This window comes from Chloracidobacterium sp. (assembly GCA_016715795.1).
Classification (GTDB): Bacteria; Acidobacteriota; Blastocatellia; order Pyrinomonadales; family Pyrinomonadaceae; genus OLB17.
The window spans coordinates 442,569-464,491 of sequence record JADJXP010000001.1 but is presented as its reverse complement, the minus strand read 5'-3'; the positions used below and the strand labels follow the sequence as shown (position 1 = coordinate 464,491).

Sequence of the window (21,923 nt, the reverse complement as noted above, 5' to 3'; positions counted from 1 at the left end):
CTATTGCTCGGTGACGCGTTTGATACCGCAGCCGAATGCTCTAGCAGTCGTCTTCAGGGGCTTCTGACCACTAAGAAACAGATCAAGCCCGTTCTTCAGATAGTTTTCGGTGATATTCGTCGCCGATCTGTCGTTATCGATCGCCCCGTGATAAATGAGGATCCCGTTTTGATCGACGTAATAGGCTTCAGGGGTTACTGAGGCCCCAAGCTTGTCCGCCAGAATGTTGTTCTTGTCTATGAGAACCGGAAACTTGTAGTTCTCAACCGCGTGCGATCTCACCCAGTCTGGCGACTCGGTCGCATTTGAGTTGATCCCAATGAAGTTGATCCCCTTCGCCTTGTATTCATCTGAGATTTCATTGATCCGTTGATTGTATGCTTTTACCACCGGGCATTGCGCTGAGAGGAAGATCACGACGGCGCCCTTGTCTCCCTTCAGACCGTCGAGCGTCTGAGTCTTTCCGGTTGTATCAGGGAGCGAGAAATTCACTATCTTACCGCCAATGGCAAGCCCCTGCGCAGCGGTCGATATCGAAAACACAAGCATCAGGACCGGAAGCCACATAGATCTCTTGATACCTACCCCTCCTAGGTTATAGACAGCAATATATCAGTATCTTGAGATTCTACGCACGCGAGCGTCACTCGGTTTCGACTCACTCGATCGGTCGCCTAACTGAATAGTCGTGGAAGGCGACGCTGTAGGGTCTTAGGCAAGAGCACTTCCATTGCATCATCGACGGTGACTATCCCCGCTATATCGCCTTCGTCATCGATGACCGGCAGGGCAAGCAGGTTGTACTCCGAGATGGTTTGAGCGACATCCTCAGACGAATCCGAAGGATGGGCAGCGCGGAAATCGCTTCTCATCACATCCTCCAGCTTGGCCATTGGGTCGGCCAGGATCAGGGATCGGAGCGAGATCAGGCCAGAGAGTTTCCACGACCCCTCGGACTCAACGACGTAGAGGTAGTAGATCATGTTCGGCGTCTCCGCCATCTCGCGCAGTCCTCGAATCGCCTCACCGACGGTAAGGCTGCGGGGAAAGACAACGAACTCGGTTGTCATGAGTCCGCCTGCAGTATCGTGCTCAAAATGCATCAATTCGGCCACATCACCCTTTTCGTCCTCCTCCATGAGGGCGAAAAGCTGCTCCGATTTTTCATCGTCCATCTCGTCAAGCACGTCAACAGCATCGTCAGGCGACATCTCTTCAAGGATGTCCGCCGCCCGTTCTTCATCTAATTCTTCGAGGATACGGGCCTGGGCCTCAGTGGACATCTCTTCGAGCGTGTCGGCCGCTATCTCGTCATCCAGACTTTCGACGACCTCGGTTCGATGGACAGGTGACAGGGACTCAGCAAGTTGGGCGATCTCAACGGGATGAAGGCGGGACAGCTTGTCCTTTGATGATTTGAGTTGGACAGTCACTGTCGTAGTGTCCGTTGCGAGGTAACCGACGTCGGCCCAGTCGATGACCTCGACGGGGCGGCCGCTGCCGTAGAAGCCCTTCGGCATCAGCCGCCTGACAAAGCCCTGCAGGCCCACATCAGCGCCAGAGACGCGCCAGGTGCCGCCGGTTTCGATCAGCTGCACGTCGTTCACGCGGACGACGCGTTTGCCGTCAACGTCGATCAGTTGATTATCGAGTACGTCCTTGCCGAGCAGCACTTCGCCGTCGCGGCGGATGAAGGGCGTTAGATCGAGTATTGTCGACGCCATCTTCGCACCGCGCAGGCCGAGGTCGGTCAGGTCGCGCGCGGGTATGAAGAAGTTTCGTCGTCGATAACGCGCAACCAGGCCGATAACAGGCGGATACTCTTCGTCACCATAGCGCACGAGCACGTCGCTGACGGTGGCTATCTTTTCATTACGGGCGTCGGATATCGGCTGTCCGAGCAATTGCGACACGTAGAGCATGACGGTAACAAGATAGCTCAAACTGCGGTCGGTTGTCAGTGGTCGATGATCACGCGATAAACATGCTTAAAAATATTTGTGATTTGTGGAAAGCCCGCGACCTTGCGCATTTCTATTTAATTAGGTGACAGCGTGAGCCGGAAACGGCGAGTCCCACGCCTGGCCACCCGTCCGCCTCCACTCCATCCAACATGAAAAGACCCATCCTTTTAGTGTTCTCACTTCTCGCAGCGATCCCCGCCCTTTCGCAAGAACGTCCGCGATTTTTTGACAATTTTGACACGTCTCGTGGCGTCCAGGTCGTCGTGAGGCATGACTTCGTGCCTGTCGGCGCCAAGTCGAAAACGACGACGACGAGAAATGGCCGCAAACTCGTCGCAAAGACGTCACAGGTAACAGCCACGACACAAAAACCGCTCGTCAGGCCGACGTCGATCTCGCGAATGAGCGTCTCAGAGGGGCTAGCCGATCGAGAGACGTTTCGCCCCGTCGGCTATACAGGCCCGACAATGGGGCCGACGATGGGTGCGAATAGCGGCATGAAGGGCTTTACGACCGGTAACGCGCTGCACGACAGCTACATCGTGGATTCGAGCCGCCGTTACGGCATCGATCCGCTGTTGATCTATGCGCAGATGCATCAGGAATCGTCGTTCAAGATCCGCGCGACATCATACAAGGGTGCCTCAGGACTAATGCAGCTAATGCCTGCGACGGCACGTCGCCTGGGCGTAACGAATATCTACGACCCGAAGCAAAACATCGAGGGCGGCGTCAAATACATGCGAATGCTACTCGATATGTTTGGCCAGGACGTGAATCTGGCTCTTGCGGGCTATAACGCGGGCGAGGGTGCGGTGATCAAGTACGGCCGCAGCATTCCGCCCTACAACGAAACGCGCGAATACGTCCGTCGGATCTCGGCCCGTTACGCGTCGATCTCGGACGGCTCATTCGCACGCAATTACCGGCGTGTCAACAACACGGTTGCCTCCCGCATGGAAAAGAAGGAATCGCGACCCCTGACGGTATATGAACCCAGCCCCGTGGCGATACGCCTCGCGGACGGCCGGATGAGGCTGGTGAATCAGTGAGATGTCAGCCGTCAGCGTTCAGCTATCAGTAAACGTCCTTCTGACGGCTGATCGCTGACAGCTACAAAAAGTTCCCACCGAGAGTAACACTCTTCTCCAAATGGTCCTCGGACTTGCGGCCGGCTGCGTTAGCCGGCCGCGTTTTTGTGTTTTGGAAAATTAGCCACAGAGATCACAAAGAAAATGAGATAGGACGTCGGCCGAGAGTGGTGGTTAACGTAAGGTCGCCGGAGGAACCGGCGATGCGGACAAGAGTGTCCGCACTCCGTCGCTTGGCGGCGTTGCGTTAAGGAGCTTTAGCGTGGAAAATATGCGTCAGGTGATGCCTATGAAGAAACTGCTTGTGATGCGACATGCTAAGTCGAGTTGGGATGATGCGGAGCTGGCGGATTTTTGAGCGGCCGCTTAACGATCGTGGCCGGTTGGCGGCGCCGTTCATGGGTGAGGTGCTGCGGCGCGAGGGGCTGGTGCCGGATGCGCTCGTTGCGTCGCCTGCCGTCAGGGTCGCGCAAACGGCTGAGGCCGTAACAAGCGCCGGCGGATTTGATGGCGGCATCACCTTTGAAGATGGCATTTATGAGGCGTCGCCTAACGCCCTGCGGCAGGCAGTGGCGGCCATTGACGACGCGGCCTCGACGGCGATGCTGATAGGCCACAATCCGGGCATCGAAGGCTTTATCCGATACCTGACCGGCGATGTCGAGCCGATGCCGACGGCGGCTGTTGCGGTGATCTCGCTTGATGTCAGTAGCTGGGCCGAGGCGACCGACGGCTGTGGGCGTCTCGAAATGGTCTTTCGTCCCAAGGACCTGATGGTCGCTCAATAGTTTTGCGCTTCGAGAATAAATCTCTTCCGTCCGGCCGGGCGGCGTGATATAATAACATTACTCTTTGAGAAAGTAGGCATTAGGCGGGCAGGCTCCGAGTGGGCACGTGCTGCGCGTCGGTCAATTCACAGGAGATAGCATCATGCGGCTTTCGGTCGGTCAAAAGGTCGCTTACCCCAATCAGGGCGTTTGCCTGGTCGAGGAATTCAAACAACGTTCGGTCGGCGACGATTCGGTGAGCGGCTACAGCCTGCGCGTTTTGGGCGATAATTCGACGATCTTTGTGCCGGTTGAGAATACCGACAGTGTCGGCCTCAGGCCGCTGATTAGTTCGGTGCAGTGCCGCCGCCTGATCGACAAACTCAGCGAGAATTTTGAGCCGCTGCCGGGCGACTGGAAAGCGCGAGCACGCAGCTTTGGCGAAATGTTGCGCTCAGGCGACGTCTTTAAGGCCGCCGACGTGCTTAAGACATTGGCCCTGCTCAGTCACGAAAAGAAGCTCTCATTCCGCGAGCAGACAATGCTCGAAAAATCCAAGCACCTCATACTTTCCGAGATCGAGAATGCGCTAAAAAACGGTAAGTCCTTCCTTGAGGATGACGTGATGGAACGCGTAGAAGCTGCATGCCTCAAACACGGTTACGCAGAGCCCAAGGCGATGGCCGCCGTTCACTGACCCAATTAGGAATTACGAATTACGAATTAAGAGTTAGGAATTAGGAACGGGATGAAAGAGAACGTTTTGCTTGAGAAGACATTCGCTTTCGCAATTCGCACCGTTAATGCTTACAAGTTCCTTGTTGAAGAGAAAAAGGAATCCGTAATGTCGAAACAGTTCTTGCGGTGCGGAACGTCAATCGGTGCGAACGCAGAGGAGGCTGTCGGCGGCCAATCAAGGCCGGATTTCGTCTCGAAGTTAAGCATCGCCTACAAAGAGGCAAGGGAGACAAAGTACTGGATCCGCTCTTGATCGCGACCGGCTTCATCGATGAAAAGCACGGTCTCAGCTTGCTGGACGATGTCGAGGAATTACTCAAGATCATCGGAAAGATACTAGTAACAACTCGACGCAATTCCTAATTCGTAATTCCTAATTCGTAATTGGAACGGACCTTCGTTTTTATGTTGCCGCGCACGTGAAAGTCGCCCTCGATCTCGACCTTTAGCGGGTCGCATGCCGCGACGAAATCCTCGAGGATGATGTTGACGACGTGTTCGTGAAAGACCTTGATGTCGCGGAACGAATTGATGTAGAGCTTGAGGCTTTTTAGCTCGATGCAGAGCTTACTGGGAACGTATTTGAGGCGGATCACGGCGAAATCGGGGAAGTCCGAGAACGGGCAGATCGCAGTGAACTCGGGCATTTCGAATTCAACCCATATCTCTTTGCCGGGAAATTCGTAGGCAAAAGTATCGAGCGGGAAAAGGTCCATTTCCTCTCGCGGCGTGGAGCAAATTTCGAGGCCCTGTGCGTTGGCGGGCGTTGCGGCTGTCTTATCTGACATAGCGGTTCTTTCGCGAACTCATCCGCCGCACTTGGCCGAGGCCGGTGACGCCACCGTCGTGCAGGCGTGTGAGAAGATTCAAGAAAATGTGTGCGGTCGCAAAGGCGTCGGCGCTCGCGCGGTGATGGTTCGTTAGGTCGATGTTATAGAATTCGGCGACCGTCTTGAGCTTGTGATTGTCGGTTTCGGGCACCAGGCGACGTGAAAGCTGCACCGTGCATAGGCACGGATTTGCGAGACGCATTTCGGGATACACGAGCGATATCTCGTGGTTGAGAAACCGCATATCAAAGCCTGAGTTGTGTGCGACTAGGACCGAGTCGCCGACGAATTCAAGCAAGTCGTTGGCTACGTCAGCGAACACCGGTGCGTTCGCGACCATCGCATCGTCAATACGCGTCAGCCGGTGGATGAACTCCGGGATCGGCATTTCGGGATTGATAAGTGAATGAAATTCGCCAGCGAGCTCACCGTTCGATATGCGATAGGCGCCTATCTCGATGATTCGGCAGGGCGGCGCTTTTGAGCCGGTGGTCTCGAGGTCAAAAACGACATAGTCCGTTTCGGCAAGGCCACGCTCGTCGAATGCTGCCTCGGCAAGCTCAACTGTGTCACCATTTAAGGTGAGCCGGGGGTCGCGATCGATCAGGTCTGTAACCAGTATTCGGGCCAGCATCGGGTCAGGCCGACGGATGCGCATAACAAAATCGACGATGCTCACAGCCGACGCTCGCCCGCCGAACGAGCGAAGCAGCGACACGGTCTCGCTGATCAGCATCGAATCGGAGATGAGGTTTGAGTGCGGCGTCATCTATCGTTTATATTAGCCGTTACAGTTCGACAGGTAAACAATCGTGGACCAAACCGAGATACTTGAGCATTTTCGCTCGACAAACGCACTGCTCGAGGGGCATTTTGTCCTGTCGAGCGGACTGCACAGTCCAAAATATCTGCAATGCGCGTTGGCCTTGCAGCATCCGGCGGACGCGGCTAGGTTTGGTGATGCGATAGCGAGGCAATTTGGTGATGCGGAGTTTGATACGGTCGCTTCGCCGGCGATCGGCGGGCTGGTGATCGGATTCGCGGTCGCTCAGGCGTTGGGCGTGCCGTTTATCTGGACCGAGCGACAGCACGGCGAGATGACCCTGCGGCGGGGCTTTTCGCTCGCCGATGGGACGCGCATTCTCGTGGTCGAGGATGTTATAACGACCGGCGGTTCGACTCGCGAGTGCATCGCCGCATTGGAGGCTAACGGCGGTAAGACTGTTGCAGCAGCGTCGATCATCGACCGGTCGAACGGTGCGGCGGATGTCCGTGTTCCACGTATTTCGCTTGTCTGTCTCGATGTGCCGGCTTATACGCATGACGCTTGCCCGATGTGCGAACGCGGCGATACGCTGATCAAGCCAGGCAGCCGGACAACGTCCGCCCCACGGCCATGACAAAGTCTGTTTCGGATCAGGTCAAGCAGTTTTGGGCGGATTTTTGCGACTTGTACTCAGTCGATCTCGATGAGCCGTATCAGGTTTGGTATTTCGGCAATTCGGCCGCGATGGCTGATGAGCTGACGGCACTGGTGCTCGCCGGAAAGAAGCTTGCGACGGCCAGCTTGTTGAAAACCAACGAGATCAGACCGGACGACGCACCGATTGTCGGCGGTCATAGTGTCGTTACGGACTTTCACGGAGAGCCAAAGTGCGTGCTGCAGACGACCGAGATCGATCATGTCCGGTTTTGCGATGTAACGGCGGAATTTGCGGCACTTGAGGGCGAGGGCGATCTGTCGCTGGAGTATTGGCGTGCCGTTCATCGCGACTATTATGAACGCGAGGCTAAACAGCTCGGGTTCGCTTTTGACGATCAAGCAATCGTCTGCTGCGAGCAATTTCGATTGTTGTATAAGCGATGAATTTCAAGCTCCTGATCCAATACGACGGCACCGACTTTCACGGGTGGCAGGTGCAGGAGAATGACCGCACGATCCAGGGCGAGCTTGAGCGTGTCATCGGGATGCTCGTAGATACTGAGGTGTCAGTAAATGGTTCAGGGCGGACGGATGCGGGCGTTCATGCGGCAGGACAGGTGGCAAATGTTCATCTGCCGGACGGCAAGTTTACAGCGGAAAAGCTGCGCTCCGCGATCAACGGCAATCTCTGGCGTGATATTCGTGTGATGACGTGTGACGAGGTGGATGACGATTTTCATGCGCGGTTCTCCGCAAAGAAGAAGACCTATGTGTATCGCATCGTCAATGCACCGGTGATGTCGCCGTTCTGGCGGCGATTTGCTCATTTTGAAAGCAAGCCGCTCGATGTGGGGCGAATGAGCGAGGCAGTGAGGTTGTTCCTCGGCGAGCACGATTGGACGGCGTTCTCGTCGGCACGCTCGGACGGCGAGAGCCGCGTCAGGACGATACTCGATATGAGCGTCGATTCGCTGTGGGACGATGCCGCGCAAGGCGTGATGATCGAGTTGCGCGTTTGCGGGACAGGCTTTTTACGATACATGGTGCGATGCATTGCCGGCACGCTGATCGAGGTCGGACGGGGCGAAAAGGATTTTGATACAATTCAGACGGCCATTATCACAGGAAATCGTGACCTTGCAGGTAAAACGGCACCGGCGCAGGGCTTGACACTGTTGCAGGTCGATTACGACTAGGCCGATGCTCATTTATCATATTGTTTTACCGGAAAACTGGGCGCCGTTCGATACGGAACTGTATGCCGCACGGAGCCTTGAGACCGAAGGGTTTATTCACTGCAGTTTTGAGGACCAGGTCGAGGTTGTGATCAAACGCTATTACGCAGGGACAGATGAGATCGTCGTGTTGGCCATTGAAACCGATCGGCTGATGTCGAGGGTGGTGAATGAGGCCTCGACGGCGAACGAGATCTATCCGCATATCTATGGGCCGGTGAACCGCGACGCGATCGTAAGTTCACAGCGACGCAAGACCTGAAGAATGTTCAAGGACTTTGAGGGCATCATCAAACCGAACTCGGCCGAGGGCAAGCTGCTGGCTGCGATCGACCCGGAACGGGTTCCGGCTCATATCGCCGTCATCATGGACGGCAACGGCCGCTGGGCAAAGCAGCGCGGCAAACCCCGCATATTTGGCCACCGCGCCGGTGCTGATTCGGTACGGTCTATTGTCGATACTTGCGCGAGGCTCGGCGTAAGGGCGGTGACGCTTTACGCATTCTCTACCGAGAATTGGAAACGGCCGAAGACCGAGATCGCCGGGCTGATGCGCATGCTGAAACGGTTCATCCGATCTGAATTAAGAGAGGTTCATGCGAACAATCTCAAGTTTCAGGCGATCGGTGACCGATATGCACTGCCGCCGGATGTTCAGGACGAGATACATGCGGCGGAGCAGAAGACTTTTCGCAACGACGGCATGACGATGTGCGTCGCGCTAAATTACGGCGGCCGGGCCGAGATCGTGCGAGCGGCGATATTGGCTTATCAGGACATCGAGCGGCGAAACGACGTGATCGACCATCTCAGGGAAGAGGACATCGCCCGCAACCTATACACGTGGAACCTGCCCGAGGTCGATCTGCTGATACGCACGAGCGGCGAATTTCGCATCTCGAATTTCCTGCTGTGGCAGCTCGCGTATAGCGAGATCTACGTGACGCCGGTGCTGTTTCCGGATTTTCGCCGGCCGCAGGTGTTTGAGGCGGTGATTGACTATCAGAAACGCGACCGCCGCTATGGCGGGGTGGACAGTCAAAAAGGATAGACAGGATAAACAGGATCAACAGGACGTTCTTATCTTGTCCATCCTGTTTATCCTGTTGGAAAGAACCAGGCAGTGAAGACACGAGTATTAACAGCCCTTATTGCCTTGCCGATCGTGATCGCCGCGATCATCCTGCCGCTTTGGTGGCGCGAGGCAGTCTGGCTGTTTGTTGCGGTCGCGGCTTTTGCCCTCGGTGCCGGCCTGTTCGAGTTCTATTCGCTCACCAAGAAAATGGAACTTAAGGCCGATGCGGCTGTCGGGTATCTTGGCTCGGCGGCGTTGTTTGTCGGCTTTCTGTTTGATGCGCCGGCGAATGCTCCTGACCTGCTGATCGCGACAGTCGCGACGATCGTGATCATTCTGTTGATAACGCAGGCATTCCGCTTTCGTGCGGAATTTTCGAAGATGCTTACCGGCATCGGTGTGACGCTGCTGGGCGTAGTCTATATTGCGTTACTCGGTGGTTTCCTCGTGGCGGTACGGATTGGCTTTGAGCATCGCCCCCGACTATCAACTTTCCTGCTTGGCTATTTCTTTCTTGTTATTTTTGCGTCGGATATTGGGGCCTATTTGGGTGGACGGGCCCTCGGCAGACATAAGCTCGCCCCGGCCATCTCGCCCGGGAAGACCGTTGAGGGACTAGTCGCGGGGCTGGTCTTCGCTGCTGTTGCAGCGGCGTTAGCGACGCTGACCTTTCTTCACGAAATGCCATACCAAGTCTCAATCCCGCTCGCCATCGTTCTCGCGGCCGTCGGCGTACTCGGCGATCTGTGCGAGAGCGCGATCAAGCGCGGGGCAGGGGCGAAGGATGCCGCGAGCATTCTGCCCGGCCACGGCGGTTTTCTCGACCGATTGGACAGCTTGCTCTTTGGAGCGCCGATACTTTACTATTTCGCCCGATATTATTTTGCGGCTTTTTGATCCTGACTACTTGAGGAGATTGTATGACAGAAGAAAAGAACGGCCAATCTGAATTGTAAGCCGTCGTTTTCTTGGTATCACAGCTATCCTGACGGCTGTTTGCGTCGAGCCTCGCGTCTTTAGTATCATTGGGCTTCGACGGTGATGAACGCAGTTCGGTTTGACGACAATAATACGTGAGGCGTGAACGCAGTTTAGATCGCGTTCCGCCTTTCGATTGTCTCTCAACCGAAAGGCGTTTTTATTTTTATGTTGGACGTTTTAGGAGATCTCGAACGAACGCACACCTGCGGTGAGCTTCGCATGGAGCATGTCGGGCAGCGTGTCGTGTTGATGGGCTGGGTGGCGAAGAAGCGTGATTTTGGCCCGTTGACGTTTGTCGATCTGCGCGACCGCGAGGGCGTGACGCAGGTCGTGTTGAATGAGGAAACCGATGCAGCGGCGCATGCACGGGCAAAGGAGCTTCGTGGCGAGTTCGTGGTCGCGGTCAAGGGTAGTGTCGTTGAACGCGAGGGAACCCACAACGCAAAGCTCGCGACCGGCGATATCGAGGTCCACGCGGATGAAATCCTTATTCTGAACGATGCGAAGGTACCGCCGTTTCAGCTTGAAGTGGCTGGCACACAAGAGCTTGCCGACGAATCGACGCGGTTGAAGTATCGCTATCTTGACCTCAGGCGGCCGCAGCTGCAGCACAACCTCAGGATGCGAGCGAAAGCGGTGGCGGCGATACGCGAGTACTTTGACAGCCGCGGGTTTATCGAGATCGAGACGCCGATACTGCTCAAGTCCACGCCTGAGGGGGCACGCGATTTTATCGTGCCGTCGCGTATTCATACCGGCAAGTTCTTTGCCCTGCCGCAATCGCCCCAGATTCTCAAGCAGATCACGATGATAGCGGGGTTTGATAAGTATTATCAGATCGCGCGATGCTTTCGCGACGAGGACCTGCGAGCCGACCGGCAGCCGGAATTTACGCAGCTCGACATGGAGATGTCATTCCCGAATCGAGAGATCGTCTATCGCGAGATGCAAGGGATGTTCAATCACGTCCTGCGGCTGATCGATGTCGAACTACCGACAGAATGGCCGCGTTTGACGCATGCCGAGGCGATGCGGCGTTACGGTTCCGACAAGCCCGATCTGCGGTTTGGGATGGAACTGTGTGACCTGAGCGATTCCTTGCATGACACCGATTTCGCACCATTTGCCGACACGCTGGCGGTCGGCGGCGAGGTCAAATGCATCGTCGTTACGGGTCGTGCCGATTACTCACGAAAGCAAACCGACGAATTGCAAGAATTCGTGAAACGCTACGGAGCCGGTGCGATGGCATGGATCAAGCTGGGCGACGAGATGTCATCGTCTCTGCTCAAGGTGCTCGGTGAGGTAAAGGTCAGAGAGTTGGCGTCGGTAGCCGGAGCCAAGAAAGGCGACGCCGTTCTGATCGTTGCCGGAAAGAAGTCTGTTGTTGCCGCCAGCCTAGGTGCTCTGCGCAATGAGATCGCGCGGCGTGAGGGTTTGATCGACCGCAGCCGCTACGAGCCGCTAATCGTGACCGAGTTTCCGATGTTCGAGCACGACGAAGAGACGGACCGATACATGGCGGCGCATCATCCCTTCACATCGCCGATGGACGAGGACCTGGAGCTGTTCAAGACCGCGGTCAACGACGATACCCAGCATCACCTGCTCGGCGACGTGCGTGCGAAGGCTTACGACGCCGTTATCAACGGCTACGAATGCGCGGGCGGCTCGATACGTATTCATCAGAAGGAGATACAGGATCTGAACTTTAAGGCGTTGGGAATGACGCCCGAGCAGGCTCGCGTACAGTTTGGCTTTTTCCTCGATGCGTTGGAGTACGGCACGCCGCCGCATGGCGGTTTTGCCGCGGGCATCGAGCGAACGTGCATGATCCTGTGCGGGACCGAGAACATCCGCGACGTGATGGCGTTCCCAAAGACGGCTTCGGCGCAGGACCTGATGATGGACTCGCCGGGAGAAGTGGATGACGCACAGCTAAAAGAGTTGGGGATCAAGCCAGAACCGCCTGCGTAGGTGAGCGGCCAGTTCGTCGGCCCGCACACACGTTTAACGAACAATGCCGCTTCTCTCGTCGTAGAATTGAATACTTATGAAACTGGCCGCCCGCTTACGCAGGCGGTTCTGACATATGCCGTCAAAGTACGACACAAATCCGCTCGATCCTGAGTTTCCTGAAAAAGTGGGAGCCACGCAGGTGCTTGGGCAAGCGAATGCCGAGACGCATCAGTTTCCGCCCCCTGCTTCGACCGAGGAGCAGACGCGCAAATTCTCGGTCGCGGACGTGCCGTATTCACCGCCTTTCAACGGCCAGACGGTGCCCGCACCGTACAGCGCCGGGCCGGTCGTGACGCCGGACCGAAAAATCGACAAGCTGGGCCTGCCTGAAAACGTCCTAACGGCGGTGCCCTACATACCGTGGTACCTGGGGCTGATCGCCGGCCTCATCATTTTGTTCGTTGTGCCAAAGAGCGAGGCCAAAGTGCGGTTTCACGCTGCGCAGGGCCTAGCGGCACACATTGGCATCCTGATCGTCACGACGATCCTCGGCGTGATCGGCGAGGCAACTGACGTGGCGAATATCGGCAACCTCATCTTTACGCTGGTGACATCGATCATGCTGGTCGTCTTTGCGATCAAGGCGTGGCAGGGCAAGCCCGTCCATATCGAGTCGATCGAGGATCTGACCAACTGGCTCGAGGACAAGATCAGCCCTAGAGCGTGAACTGGGCTAGCTACTTACAGTTCGCCGTCGGGTTCATCTCCGCAGAGCACTTTCTGGCGCAAACGTCCGTAACATAATCAAGCAGATCCTTATCCTTGAACATAGCGTCACGCTTATTTGGTGAGCCGGCCGCCCTGCCTTTGGCTGACTCGAGCCAGATACCGTAACGCGCATCATATTCGGGGTCAGCATCGGCGCAATAGTTATTGCAGGCAAACAGTTTTGCGTCGATCTCGTTCTTACCCGCCCCTTGGAACGTCTTGCCCTGATACGTGACGGTTCCGATACACGCGTCGCTCTTGCTGCCGCCGCAGCCGAGCACAAGCCCGAGCACGAGCGCCAGCGCCAGCGAAGCACCAATAATAGAATTTGTATATCTCATATTTTTCTCCTAGATCAAGCTGCGGCCTCGGCGTCGCGCCGAAGCTTCAGTATTCCGGTCACAACGAGGAAGATGGCCAGGCCGATCAGGGCGAGCGACATCACGCCGTTTATCAGCTTGATGTCGAAGCCGCTGGTCGCTTGGAAATTTCCGATCACGATCGAGCTCAATGCCCACAACGTGATCACGAGGACGAAGAGCATCGGCAGCAGTGTGAATGCGATCCGCTTGCGGGCCTTGTAGAGCCAGACGGTGATCGATAGCAAAGTTAAGGCCGCGAGCAATTGGTTCGATGCTCCAAAGAGCGTCCAAAACTCGACATACGAGCCCGGCTTGGCGAAGAAGATAAGGGCGAAAGGCAACGCGACGGTCACTAGCGTGCCAATCGCTGCTCCGAGACGGCCGGGCATGCCGATCAACTCCTGTACCAGATAACGCCCAAGCCGCATCGTCACATCGAGCGTGTCAAAGACAAACGTCGAGAACGCCATCGCACCGAACGTAACAGCGAACTTGAGATTCTCCTGTCCGATGATCAGCGACAGGAACGAGCCGATGCCGTTGCCGTAGATCTTGCCGGCGGGCAGATTCTTGCCGTCGGGCCCGACCAGTGCGTCACCGGCGGCGATCATTACGACCACGAGAGCGATAAACGCGACAAAGCCCTCGGCGAGCATTCCGCCGTAGCCGATGGGCCGCGTGTGCGTTTCCTTATCGATCTGTTTTGACGTAGTGCCTGAGCAGACCAGGCCGTGAAAACCGGAGCACGCACCGCAGGCTATCGTGACGAACAGAAAGGGAAAGAGCATTCCGGTCATGCCGCCAACATCAAATGACCTGAAAGCCGGCTGCTGTATCGTGTATCCGCCAAAAAATATCCCGATCACGCCGACCGCGATCGCTGCGTAGAGAACAAAGCCACCGAGATAGCCGCGCGGCTGCAGAAGCGACCAGACCGGCATGAGCGAGGCGACGACGCAATAGAGCAGAATAAGAACTGCCCACGTCTGATGGCCGAACTGCAGCACGTACGAGTACAACGTTCCGACATACGACAATGCGAACGTCGCCGGGACAAAGATGAGCGTGGCGAGCCAGAGCGGCGGCTTGAGGAAGCGTTCGACGAGGCCGAGACAGACCGACAGGCCGAGATAGAGCACACTTGCCATCGCCACGGCTCCGCCGGGATCGAATGCCGTCTCACCGGCAAATGCCTCGTCGCCCGCGACAAACGTTCCCGCCGTTATGTCGGTGAAAGCGACGCAAACGTATACCAATGCTATCCAAATGAAAGCCATCAACGCACGGCCCGCGCCGCCGCCGAGCTTGTCGCGAGTAATCTCAGCTATCGATTGCGCACCATGTCGAACGGACGACGCTAACGCGGCAAAATCATGGACCGCACCGATGAGAACCACGCCCAATGCCACCCACAAGAGGCACGGGAGCCACCCGAACGCAAGGCACGCGATGATCGGCCCCGCGATCGGGCCCGCAGCCGCGATCGCCGAGAAGTGCTGGCCAAACAAGTAGAATGGCCGTGTCGGGACAAAATCCTCACCGTCGTTAACCGCGTTAGCGGGCGTCTGGTTCGCGTCGTCGAGCTTGAACTGCCGTGCGACCCAACGGCCGTAGGCAAAGTAGCCAAAGACGAGCCAGGCAATGACGGCGACGGCAAGCAGAGCGAGCATAGGTTAATTGTTATCCGGTTAAATTTACGATACTTGTGCCTCACCGGCAACTATCCGGAGTAGATGAAAACTGATAACTTAGAACTGTTAACGGGTTTTATATATCAGTTATTTCGAAAGAGACGAATGACGATCGAGAAATCACTCCAGGAAGAGTACTCACCGCATGGCATTTGCTTCGGCTGCGGGCCGGCGAATGAGAAGGGGCTGCATATTCGCAGCTTTTCCCAACGTGACGAGGTGGTTGCCGAATGGTATGCCGAGCCGCATCATCAGGCGTTTCCGGGCATTTTGAACGGCGGCATCATCGGGGCGTTACTCGATTGCCATTCAAACTGGACGGCGGCGTATTTTCTAATGAAGCGCGACGGCCTCGAGCAGGCACCGTGCACGGTGACTGCCGAGTTTCACGTAAAACTACTCAGGCCGACGCCGATTGACGGGCCGATAACGTTAAAAGCCCGAGTTGTCGAATCGAGCGAGGACCGCGCAACCGTCGAGGCCGAGCTGATCGCGGGCGGCAAGGTCTGCGACACGTGCCGAGGGGTTTTTGTCGCGGTCAAAGAAGGCCATCCGGCGTACCATCGTTGGTAAGTCAGAACCGCCTGGGTAAAGCGGGCGGCCAGTTCCACAATGAGCTAAACATCGGTGCCTGTGACTCGTCGACTGAACTGACCGCCCGCTTACGCAGGCGGTTCCGACATGATCTTCCGAAATTGTGTGTCAAACTCACCTGCCAAACCCAACTTTTCAAGCCACTCAGTTTGTTCCGCCATCAATCGAGGCAGGTGAACGACGTCCGACAGCGCGTAGTTGACGAGTTCATCAGTCCAGATGCCGTTCCAGTTGCGGGTGAATTTGGCACGCGGGGATTTGTCGAGATCGACGGCGAAGTGGCGATAGAGCGTGTCGGCGAGCGACGACGATTGCCCGGCACCGCGGGTAAGGACCTTTTCGGCGATCATCGTGTCGAACACGTTCTCGACCGCATGGCCGGCGGCGGTGAGGAATTCGAGGTCGAATTTAGCGTTGTGGAATATCTTTGTTATCGCTGCGTTGGTCAGCAGCTCGGCCATCGGGCCGAGGGTGACGCCTTCGCTCACGGGTACGAGCACGCTAAATTCGCCGTCTGAGAATTGAATGGAAAAAAGCCGTCCGTGCCGGGCGTCAAAGCCGGACGTTTCCGTATCGCACCCGAGCGATGCTGCTGACGATAACCGTTCAAATGCGGCTCGTAACTCGTCCGAACTTCGTGCGACTAGGATATCCACATTGCAGATTGTAAATTACTAGAGACAGAGAAACGACCCTTATGCCCGAGATCCTGAATGAGACCGAGGCCCGAATTATGGGATCCTTGGTCGAGAAACAACTGACGACGCCCGAGTATTATCCGCTCACGCTCAATTCGCTCGTGACGGCGTGTAACCAGAAGAATAACCGCGAGCCGGTGATGTCGCTGACCGAACCCGCAGTGAGCGCAGCATTGGACGACCTGCGCGACCGCAATCTCGTCTATGTTTTTTACGGTTCGACGAGCCGCGTGCCGAAATACAAGCACATGTTGCCGAGCGTTTATGAGCTTGAGCCCGATGAGGTGGCGATCGTGGCCGTGCTCCTGCTTCGCGGGCCGCAGACGCTCGGCGAACTTCGCGAACGAACGGGCCGAATGCATGAGTTTGCGAACCTTGGTGAAACACAGGAAACACTCGACCGTCTGATGCGGCGCGATGATCCGGTTGTCGTCAGGCTGCCGGTCCAGGCCGGACGAAAGGAGGCGCGATTCACCCATTTGCTCTCCGGCGAAATCGATGTCGAGGCCCTTGCTGCCGCCCATCCAACACGCGCCGCCCAAGCCGAGGCCGCCGCCGACCGTATTGGAAAACTAGAAAATGAGGTCACCTCGCTGCGGGGTGAGGTCAACTCGCTTAAGGCGATGTTTGACGAGTTTAGACAGCAGTTTGAATGACGATTCAGGCGACGATCACATACTTGCCGATCACGATGATAATGAATGAAAAGGGCGCGATCGCCCTTAGCAGATGTTTTTTCATAAGGCGCTCCGGTTGACTTACATATCGATACATATATGCGAACACCGCGCGGCCAACGAAAATGACAAAAAATTAGGACACGAGACCACGGAACGCATCGTCCGTGAACTTAAAGTGCCGCTCTTCGTCATCTCGGACGGCGCCGAGCCTGAGATAGAAGTCCGCCGCCCTTGTATTCCAGTCGAGCACCATTAGATCTATCCGCTCGTAGCCCCGCGAAGCCGCAATACCGGCGATCCGTCTAATCATAGCCTCGCCGACACGTTGTCCTCGATACGCCGCGTTGACATAGATATCGTCGAGATACAGCCCACACTGGCCGCGAAAGCTCGAAAAATTTGGGAAGTACAGGGCGTAACCAATGATGCGAGGGCGGTCGAGGGCAACGAGGCCTTCGACAACGGCTCCGTTACCGAAGAGAGCCTCGTGAAGCCGCTCATCTGTGACCTCGCAATATTTGCTTAATTGTTCAAACTCCGCAAATTCGCGGATGAGGGCTACAACGGCGGGAATATCTTCAGGCTCGAGGTGTCTGATCTCAGTATCCATAAAAGTGAGGGCCGGGCCCGCCAATGACGGGCCCGGCCAATACATCAAAAGAAGCGCGGGTTCAGCTCTTCCTTTTGCCCGGAGCCTTTTGCGGCGTGACGTTTTGCTCCTTCTTGAGCATCTCGATCAAAGCCACGGCATCTGCCTTGAACTTATGCGTGTCCGGCGCCGAGCTGGCGAACCGCTGCAAGAAGTTAGCTCCTTCCTGAAACTTGGCCTTGTCGTTACTGAGATAGCCAATATTGACTAGGCTAAAACCGACTCCGGCCAGAGCATCGACGTTGTCCGGCGAAGTATCGAGGATCTTTCGGTAGGCGATGACCGCATTCTCAGACTCACCGAGGACGCGATACATGTCAGCCATGATCAGATCGGAATCAGATTTTTTGGTGGCATCCGTTTCGGCCGCCTGTACCTCGGGCAGCATCACCTTGGCAACCTCGACTAGCGATGGATCGATCTGCTCGGTCCTGACGGCCTTTGAGAGTGCATCTTTTGCTCCTCGAAGAGAAGTGGCCTTGTTCGCATCAAGATTCGCGGTTTGAGGATCGGCAGTCTTAAGAAGATTCCAGGCCTTTAGAAAGCCGTCACCTGCGTCGGCAAGGTCCTTGCGCGTCTTGCCAAGCAGAGCGACCTTTTCGGTCGGGTCTGTCGTTTTTACAGCGCGATTGTAACTATCGACGGCCCGGGTGACCAGCACGGTGCCCCGATTGTTATAGAAGATCGGTGCACTGCCGATAAAATCCGGATCGGCATCGATGCCTTCGGTGTACTTGGCTATTGCGAGATCGTAGTTCTTTGCGTTGAAGGCATCGGCCCCCTCCTTAGCCGCCCGGGCGATGATCTCATTGGATTTCTGGACCTTCTGGTTCTTCGCTTCGACAGCAGTTTTTTGGGCCTCGTACTCGGCGCGCGCCTTCTTTTCCTCCTCGCTCATCTCGGCTGTCGGGTTTGCCGCCAGATCGACAACACCCTTGCGTGCCTCTTCCTCGGTAAACTTCCGGCCGTCGCCAGGGAACACTCTAATAACGATGCGCTCCTGGCCAGCCTTGATCTTAGGGTAGAGAGCAGGGGCGATATTTGCCCCGCTGATCGAGAACGTGTACTCTGCACCGAGCATTAGGCCGGCTATCGCAAATTCGCCTTTTTTGCTCGTCTTGACGGACGGAAAGCCGCTCTTGATATCGGTTCTGTAGATCTCGATGAGGGCGCCGGCGACAGGGGCTCGCGAGCCGTCGGTGTTTTCAACCTCAACGGTTCCGCTTGCAGGGGCCGTCTGGCCAAGAATAGTGATCGAACCGGCGGCCAAGAAGATTGCCGCGGCGATCAGTGTTAAGAACGATCTGTATTGCATGACTCCTCCAAAATAAGTGTGCGAGTATCCGTCAATCGCGCAGTCTAAGATGCCAAAGCCTGCGGTGCGGTTCGTTACTTTTGCGCTATTTTATCGCAATCACCGGCCAAATCGAAGTGCGATTTGCTATCGAAATCCGGTGTGATATCTTTACCTATTTGACAGCATCGTCGCCGTATAAAACATGACCAAACGCATATTCAATTTCAGCGCAGGGCCCGCCGTGTTGCCGCTTCCGGTGCTCGAACGCGCACGCGAAGAAATGTTCAGCCTGCAGGGCATCGGCATGAGCGTGATGGAGATCAGCCACCGGTCCAAACATTTTCAGGCTGTCCTCGATGGCGCTGAACAGGGCATTCGCAGGCTTCTGGCGGTGCCCGATAACTATCGCGTTTTGTTTCTCCAAGGCGGCGCAACACTTCAATTCTCGATGGTGCCGATGAATTTTCTCGGGTCGGGCGATGTTGCCGACTACCTTATCACCGGAGCATGGGGGAAAAAGGCTCTGAAGGAAGCAAGGCGATGCGGCGACGTGAATGTCATCTACTCGTCCGCCGAGGACGGATTCCGGTCGGTGCCGGAGCAGGCTGAATTGAACTTAACCTCGGATGCCAAATTCGTCCATTACACTTCGAACGAGACCATCGAGGGCGTCGAGTTCAAGTATGACCTCGATGGCAGAGGCGTTCCGGTCGTTTGCGACGCATCGTCAAACATTCTGTCAAAGCCGTTAGACATCTCGAAGTACGCTCTGATCTACGCGGGTGCGCAAAAGAACATCGGCCCGAGCGGCGTAACATTGGTGATTATCCGCGATGATCTGATTGCAGCCGTGCCTGAGAACCAGCATTCGATGCTCGACTATCGGCTGATGGCCGAGAACGATTCGATGCTCAACACGCCGAACACATGGGGCATATACGTTATAAGCCTCGTCTGCGATTGGCTGCTCGAACAAGGCGGCCTGGCGGCGATGGAGCAGAGAAATGAGGAGAAGGCGGCGATACTCTACGATGCGATAGATTCGAGCGATGGATACTATGCGGGCCACGCGGATCGCAATTGCCGCTCTCTGATGAATGTGACATTCCGCTTGCCAAGTGAGGACCTCGAACAGCTATTCTGCGCGGAGGCCGCCGCCGCCAGCCTTGACGGACTCAAAGGCCACCGAAGCGTTGGCGGCGTTCGCGCGTCGATCTATAACGCCTTCCCTAAGGAAGGAGTGACGGCGCTTGTCGATTTTATGCAGGATTTTGCCGCGAGGAATGCCTAATCAAGAGTCCTTATCGCCGCCACGATAAAGTCTTCCTCATCCGCATTTACGGTCCTTAGATCGATCACAACCTGATCGTCAACGATCCGTGCGATCACGGGCGGATCGTAACGCCGTAACGTCTGCTCCAATCTAACAGCAGATCTTTTTCCGTGCGTGACGGCGATCAGAGCCGTCTCAAGCTCGATTCCCGGCGCCGCACCGCCGCCGGTCGCGGAAATGCCGTTGGCGATCTCAAATCTCAAATGTGAAATTTCAGATGTCATTATCTTTGCTATCATGGCCTTTGCTCGTCGCCTGATCTGTGCTCGTGTTGCGGTGAGCATACGTGCGACCGGCACGTCTGCCTTTGCTGTGCCGCGGCGATACGATAATAGCGTCGCTTCGAGCGCGGCATACGTTAGTTTGTCGGGACGCAGTGCACGATAGAGCGGATGGCGTCGGAGTTTTGCTACGATCTCTTTCCTGCCTGCGATGATGCCCGCCTGGACGCCGCCAAGCAGCTTGTCGCCGCTGAAGGTGACGACATCGACGCCGGCTTTTATAGAATCAGCCACTGTCGGTTCACCGACGCCCAGATCGATCAGGGCACCTGAGCCGAGGTCCTCGTAGAGTAGCACGCCTCGTCGGTGAGCAAGGTCGGCAAGCTCGGCGAGCTGCGGCGAGGCAGTAAAGCCGACGATCCGGTAGTTTGACGGATGCACTCGCAGGATCATTTTGGCACGACGCGTGAGTGCCCATTCATAGTCGGTGAGCTTCGTCCGATTTGTCGTGCCAACCTCGCAGAGCGTTGCGCCGGACGCCGACAGCACCTCCGGCACGCGAAAATCGCCGCCGATCTCGACCAACTCACCGCGCGATATCACGACATCGCCGCCGGCGGCAAAAACACTCAGCGCAAAGAATGCCGCCGCCGCACAGTTATTGACGATCAGAGCGTCCTCAGCACCTGAAAGCTCCTTAATCAGGCTCTCAGCACGGCCGCCTCTACGTCCGCGCCCGCCGGTCGCAAGGTCGAATTCGAGGGAGCAGTATCCCGCTGCCTGAGTGAGTGCCATTACGGCCGCCTTCGAGAACGGGGCCCGGCCAAGATTTGTGTGGACGACCACGCCCGTGGCGTTAATGACCCGTTGATTGGCCGAGAGGCCCTCAGCCGCCCATGTTGCCTGCATCTGCTCGACGGCCGCGAATAACAGATCGGCCTTTGACGAACGCTCGGTTTTTGACGCAGATACCCGCTTGCGCAGGGCTGCAACTGCCGCTCGCGCCTGTCGCGTGGCGTGGCGGGATCCTGCCGCTTGCGCGATCACGCGGCCCACATCGGTCTGCAGCAGCTCATCAACTGATGGCAGGTTTCGGAGCGATCCGGTAACGTGCGTTTTCCGTGGTGCGGGCATCAAACTGATGTTACCTGATTGATCGAAAAAGCTGGAACGCAGGGCTGTTTATTGATTTTTATCTAATAGGTGCTCCCGCGTCCGTCCCATCCCAAGGAAGTACACTCATGGCGATAGTAGGAAACAAGCTTTACCGCAAGGATCAGACCAAACAGGAAGAGGCTGCTGAGATCGACCAGCAGCTCGCCCGGATGGAGGAAGACATCCGCAAGCTCAAGATCGATTTTGATATCTACTTCAACGGCGCCGCCAAACGTCCGCCGCTCGAAGCTCGTGCGCGGCTTGACTCATTCATCAAACGCCTGAGCGACAATCGCTCGCTCACCTACGCGCAGCGATACTACTTCAATACACTCGTCTCGCGATTCACCTCATACCGCGAACTCTGGCGCCGAACCCTGAAAGCCAAAGGCCTCGAGGTCGGTTGACACTT

Annotated in this window: 25 protein-coding genes and 1 pseudogene; 16 read left to right on the top strand and 10 right to left on the bottom strand. The window is 56.3% G+C overall.

All coding sequences use genetic code 11. The annotated features are described in order from the left end of the window. Together IPM59_02125 and IPM59_02120 are read right to left on the bottom strand one after the other, a co-directional pair. Window positions 1-567 carry a redoxin domain-containing protein gene (locus tag IPM59_02125; GenBank protein MBK9214390.1) on the bottom strand — a complete coding sequence of 189 codons (567 nt, stop codon included), beginning with the start codon at window positions 565-567 and terminating at the stop codon, window positions 1-3. A gap of 107 nt (window positions 568-674) precedes the next feature. After that, on the bottom strand, window positions 675-1,943 hold the full coding sequence (locus IPM59_02120) for a magnesium transporter (protein ID MBK9214389.1): 1,269 nt from the start codon (window positions 1,941-1,943) through the stop codon (window positions 675-677). A 170-nt stretch (window positions 1,944-2,113) separates the two neighbouring features. On the opposite strand from IPM59_02120, the gene IPM59_02115 reads away from it, so the two are divergent. The 4 genes and pseudogenes from IPM59_02115 (at window position 2,114) to IPM59_02100 (ending at window position 4,923) form a co-directional block, all read left to right on the top strand. After that, window positions 2,114-3,016: a lytic transglycosylase domain-containing protein gene (locus tag IPM59_02115; GenBank protein ID MBK9214388.1), complete on the top strand. Its 903-nt coding sequence runs from the start codon at window positions 2,114-2,116 to the stop codon at window positions 3,014-3,016. 371 nt (window positions 3,017-3,387) lie between these two features. Continuing rightward, entirely contained in the window at window positions 3,388-3,843 is a 456-nt protein-coding gene (locus tag IPM59_02110; protein ID MBK9214387.1) for a histidine phosphatase family protein, read from the top strand. A 142-nt stretch (window positions 3,844-3,985) separates the two neighbouring features. Then, window positions 3,986-4,519 (top strand): hypothetical protein, encoded by a 534-nt coding sequence (locus IPM59_02105; protein MBK9214386.1) that lies wholly within the window; start codon window positions 3,986-3,988, stop codon window positions 4,517-4,519. Window positions 4,520-4,570: 51 nt separating this feature from the next. Further along, a pseudogene (locus IPM59_02100) lies at window positions 4,571-4,923 on the top strand (four helix bundle protein). Here IPM59_02100 and queF read toward each other — a convergent pair. Continuing rightward, entirely contained in the window at window positions 4,920-5,348 is a 429-nt protein-coding gene (gene queF, locus IPM59_02095) for an NADPH-dependent 7-cyano-7-deazaguanine reductase QueF (protein ID MBK9214385.1), read from the bottom strand. The pseudogene IPM59_02100 and the gene queF overlap by 4 nt on opposite strands. Then, the gene (locus tag IPM59_02090) at window positions 5,338-6,159 is read right to left on the bottom strand and encodes a 3'-5' exoribonuclease (GenBank protein ID MBK9214384.1); all 822 of its coding nucleotides are present in this window, start codon (window positions 6,157-6,159) and stop codon (window positions 5,338-5,340) included. Before IPM59_02090 ends, queF begins: the two co-directional genes overlap by 11 nt. Window positions 6,160-6,199: 40 nt before the next feature. Between IPM59_02090 and IPM59_02085 the strand changes: the two genes are divergently transcribed. The 8 genes from IPM59_02085 to IPM59_02050 all read left to right on the top strand — a co-directional run bounded on the left by IPM59_02085 (window position 6,200) and on the right by IPM59_02050 (window position 12,790). Beyond that, a complete protein-coding gene (locus IPM59_02085) occupies window positions 6,200-6,790 on the top strand; it encodes an orotate phosphoribosyltransferase (GenBank protein MBK9214383.1) in 591 nt (196 codons plus the stop codon). Beyond that, window positions 6,787-7,257 carry an ASCH domain-containing protein gene (locus tag IPM59_02080; GenBank protein MBK9214382.1) on the top strand — a complete coding sequence of 157 codons (471 nt, stop codon included), beginning with the start codon at window positions 6,787-6,789 and terminating at the stop codon, window positions 7,255-7,257. Before IPM59_02085 ends, IPM59_02080 begins: the two co-directional genes overlap by 4 nt. Beyond that, a complete protein-coding gene (truA, locus tag IPM59_02075; protein ID MBK9214381.1) occupies window positions 7,254-8,009 on the top strand; it encodes a tRNA pseudouridine(38-40) synthase TruA in 756 nt (251 codons plus the stop codon). Before IPM59_02080 ends, truA begins: the two co-directional genes overlap by 4 nt. 4 nt (window positions 8,010-8,013) lie before the next feature. Then, window positions 8,014-8,310, top strand: coding sequence for a DUF952 domain-containing protein (locus IPM59_02070; protein MBK9214380.1), 297 nt, complete (start codon window positions 8,014-8,016; stop codon window positions 8,308-8,310). A 3-nt stretch (window positions 8,311-8,313) separates the two neighbouring features. Continuing rightward, the gene (locus IPM59_02065; GenBank protein ID MBK9214379.1) at window positions 8,314-9,099 is read left to right on the top strand and encodes an isoprenyl transferase; all 786 of its coding nucleotides are present in this window, start codon (window positions 8,314-8,316) and stop codon (window positions 9,097-9,099) included. 72 nt (window positions 9,100-9,171) lie between these two features. Then, window positions 9,172-10,020 (top strand): phosphatidate cytidylyltransferase, encoded by an 849-nt coding sequence (locus IPM59_02060; GenBank protein ID MBK9214378.1) that lies wholly within the window; start codon window positions 9,172-9,174, stop codon window positions 10,018-10,020. 249 nt (window positions 10,021-10,269) lie between these two features. Continuing rightward, entirely contained in the window at window positions 10,270-12,081 is a 1,812-nt protein-coding gene (gene aspS, locus IPM59_02055) for an aspartate--tRNA ligase (GenBank protein ID MBK9214377.1), read from the top strand. 115 nt (window positions 12,082-12,196) lie between these two features. Continuing rightward, window positions 12,197-12,790 carry a hypothetical protein gene (locus IPM59_02050; GenBank protein MBK9214376.1) on the top strand — a complete coding sequence of 198 codons (594 nt, stop codon included), beginning with the start codon at window positions 12,197-12,199 and terminating at the stop codon, window positions 12,788-12,790. A gap of 10 nt (window positions 12,791-12,800) precedes the next feature. On the opposite strand, the gene IPM59_02045 is transcribed toward IPM59_02050, so the two are convergent. After that, a complete protein-coding gene (locus tag IPM59_02045) occupies window positions 12,801-13,172 on the bottom strand; it encodes a hypothetical protein (protein ID MBK9214375.1) in 372 nt (123 codons plus the stop codon). Between the two features lie 14 nt (window positions 13,173-13,186). Further along, window positions 13,187-14,863 (bottom strand): carbon starvation protein A, encoded by a 1,677-nt coding sequence (locus IPM59_02040; protein ID MBK9214374.1) that lies wholly within the window; start codon window positions 14,861-14,863, stop codon window positions 13,187-13,189. A 126-nt stretch (window positions 14,864-14,989) separates the two neighbouring features. On the opposite strand from IPM59_02040, the gene IPM59_02035 reads away from it, so the two are divergent. Further along, the gene (locus IPM59_02035; GenBank protein ID MBK9214373.1) at window positions 14,990-15,457 is read left to right on the top strand and encodes a PaaI family thioesterase; all 468 of its coding nucleotides are present in this window, start codon (window positions 14,990-14,992) and stop codon (window positions 15,455-15,457) included. An 89-nt stretch (window positions 15,458-15,546) separates the two neighbouring features. Here the strand turns inward: IPM59_02035 and IPM59_02030 are convergent, their stop codons facing one another. Beyond that, window positions 15,547-16,134: a hypothetical protein gene (locus tag IPM59_02030; protein MBK9214372.1), complete on the bottom strand. Its 588-nt coding sequence runs from the start codon at window positions 16,132-16,134 to the stop codon at window positions 15,547-15,549. A gap of 41 nt (window positions 16,135-16,175) precedes the next feature. Between IPM59_02030 and IPM59_02025 the strand changes: the two genes are divergently transcribed. After that, a complete protein-coding gene (locus tag IPM59_02025) occupies window positions 16,176-16,832 on the top strand; it encodes a YceH family protein (protein MBK9214371.1) in 657 nt (218 codons plus the stop codon). 157 nt (window positions 16,833-16,989) lie between these two features. On the opposite strand, the gene IPM59_02020 is transcribed toward IPM59_02025, so the two are convergent. Further along, window positions 16,990-17,466, bottom strand: coding sequence for a GNAT family N-acetyltransferase (locus IPM59_02020; protein MBK9214370.1), 477 nt, complete (start codon window positions 17,464-17,466; stop codon window positions 16,990-16,992). Between the two features lie 61 nt (window positions 17,467-17,527). Next, the gene (locus tag IPM59_02015) at window positions 17,528-18,820 is read right to left on the bottom strand and encodes a carboxypeptidase regulatory-like domain-containing protein (protein ID MBK9214369.1); all 1,293 of its coding nucleotides are present in this window, start codon (window positions 18,818-18,820) and stop codon (window positions 17,528-17,530) included. A gap of 184 nt (window positions 18,821-19,004) precedes the next feature. Here IPM59_02015 and serC point away from each other — a divergent pair, with 184 nt between their 5' ends. Beyond that, window positions 19,005-20,093, top strand: coding sequence for a 3-phosphoserine/phosphohydroxythreonine transaminase (gene serC / locus IPM59_02010; GenBank protein MBK9214368.1), 1,089 nt, complete (start codon window positions 19,005-19,007; stop codon window positions 20,091-20,093). Here serC and IPM59_02005 read toward each other — a convergent pair. Then, the gene (locus IPM59_02005) at window positions 20,090-21,490 is read right to left on the bottom strand and encodes an L-seryl-tRNA(Sec) selenium transferase (GenBank protein ID MBK9214367.1); all 1,401 of its coding nucleotides are present in this window, start codon (window positions 21,488-21,490) and stop codon (window positions 20,090-20,092) included. The two genes, serC and IPM59_02005, sit on opposite strands and share 4 nt — an antisense overlap. Before the next feature lie 107 nt (window positions 21,491-21,597). Between IPM59_02005 and IPM59_02000 the strand changes: the two genes are divergently transcribed. Beyond that, a complete protein-coding gene (locus tag IPM59_02000) occupies window positions 21,598-21,918 on the top strand; it encodes a hypothetical protein (GenBank protein ID MBK9214366.1) in 321 nt (106 codons plus the stop codon). The last annotated feature ends 5 nt before the right edge of the window (window positions 21,919-21,923 follow it).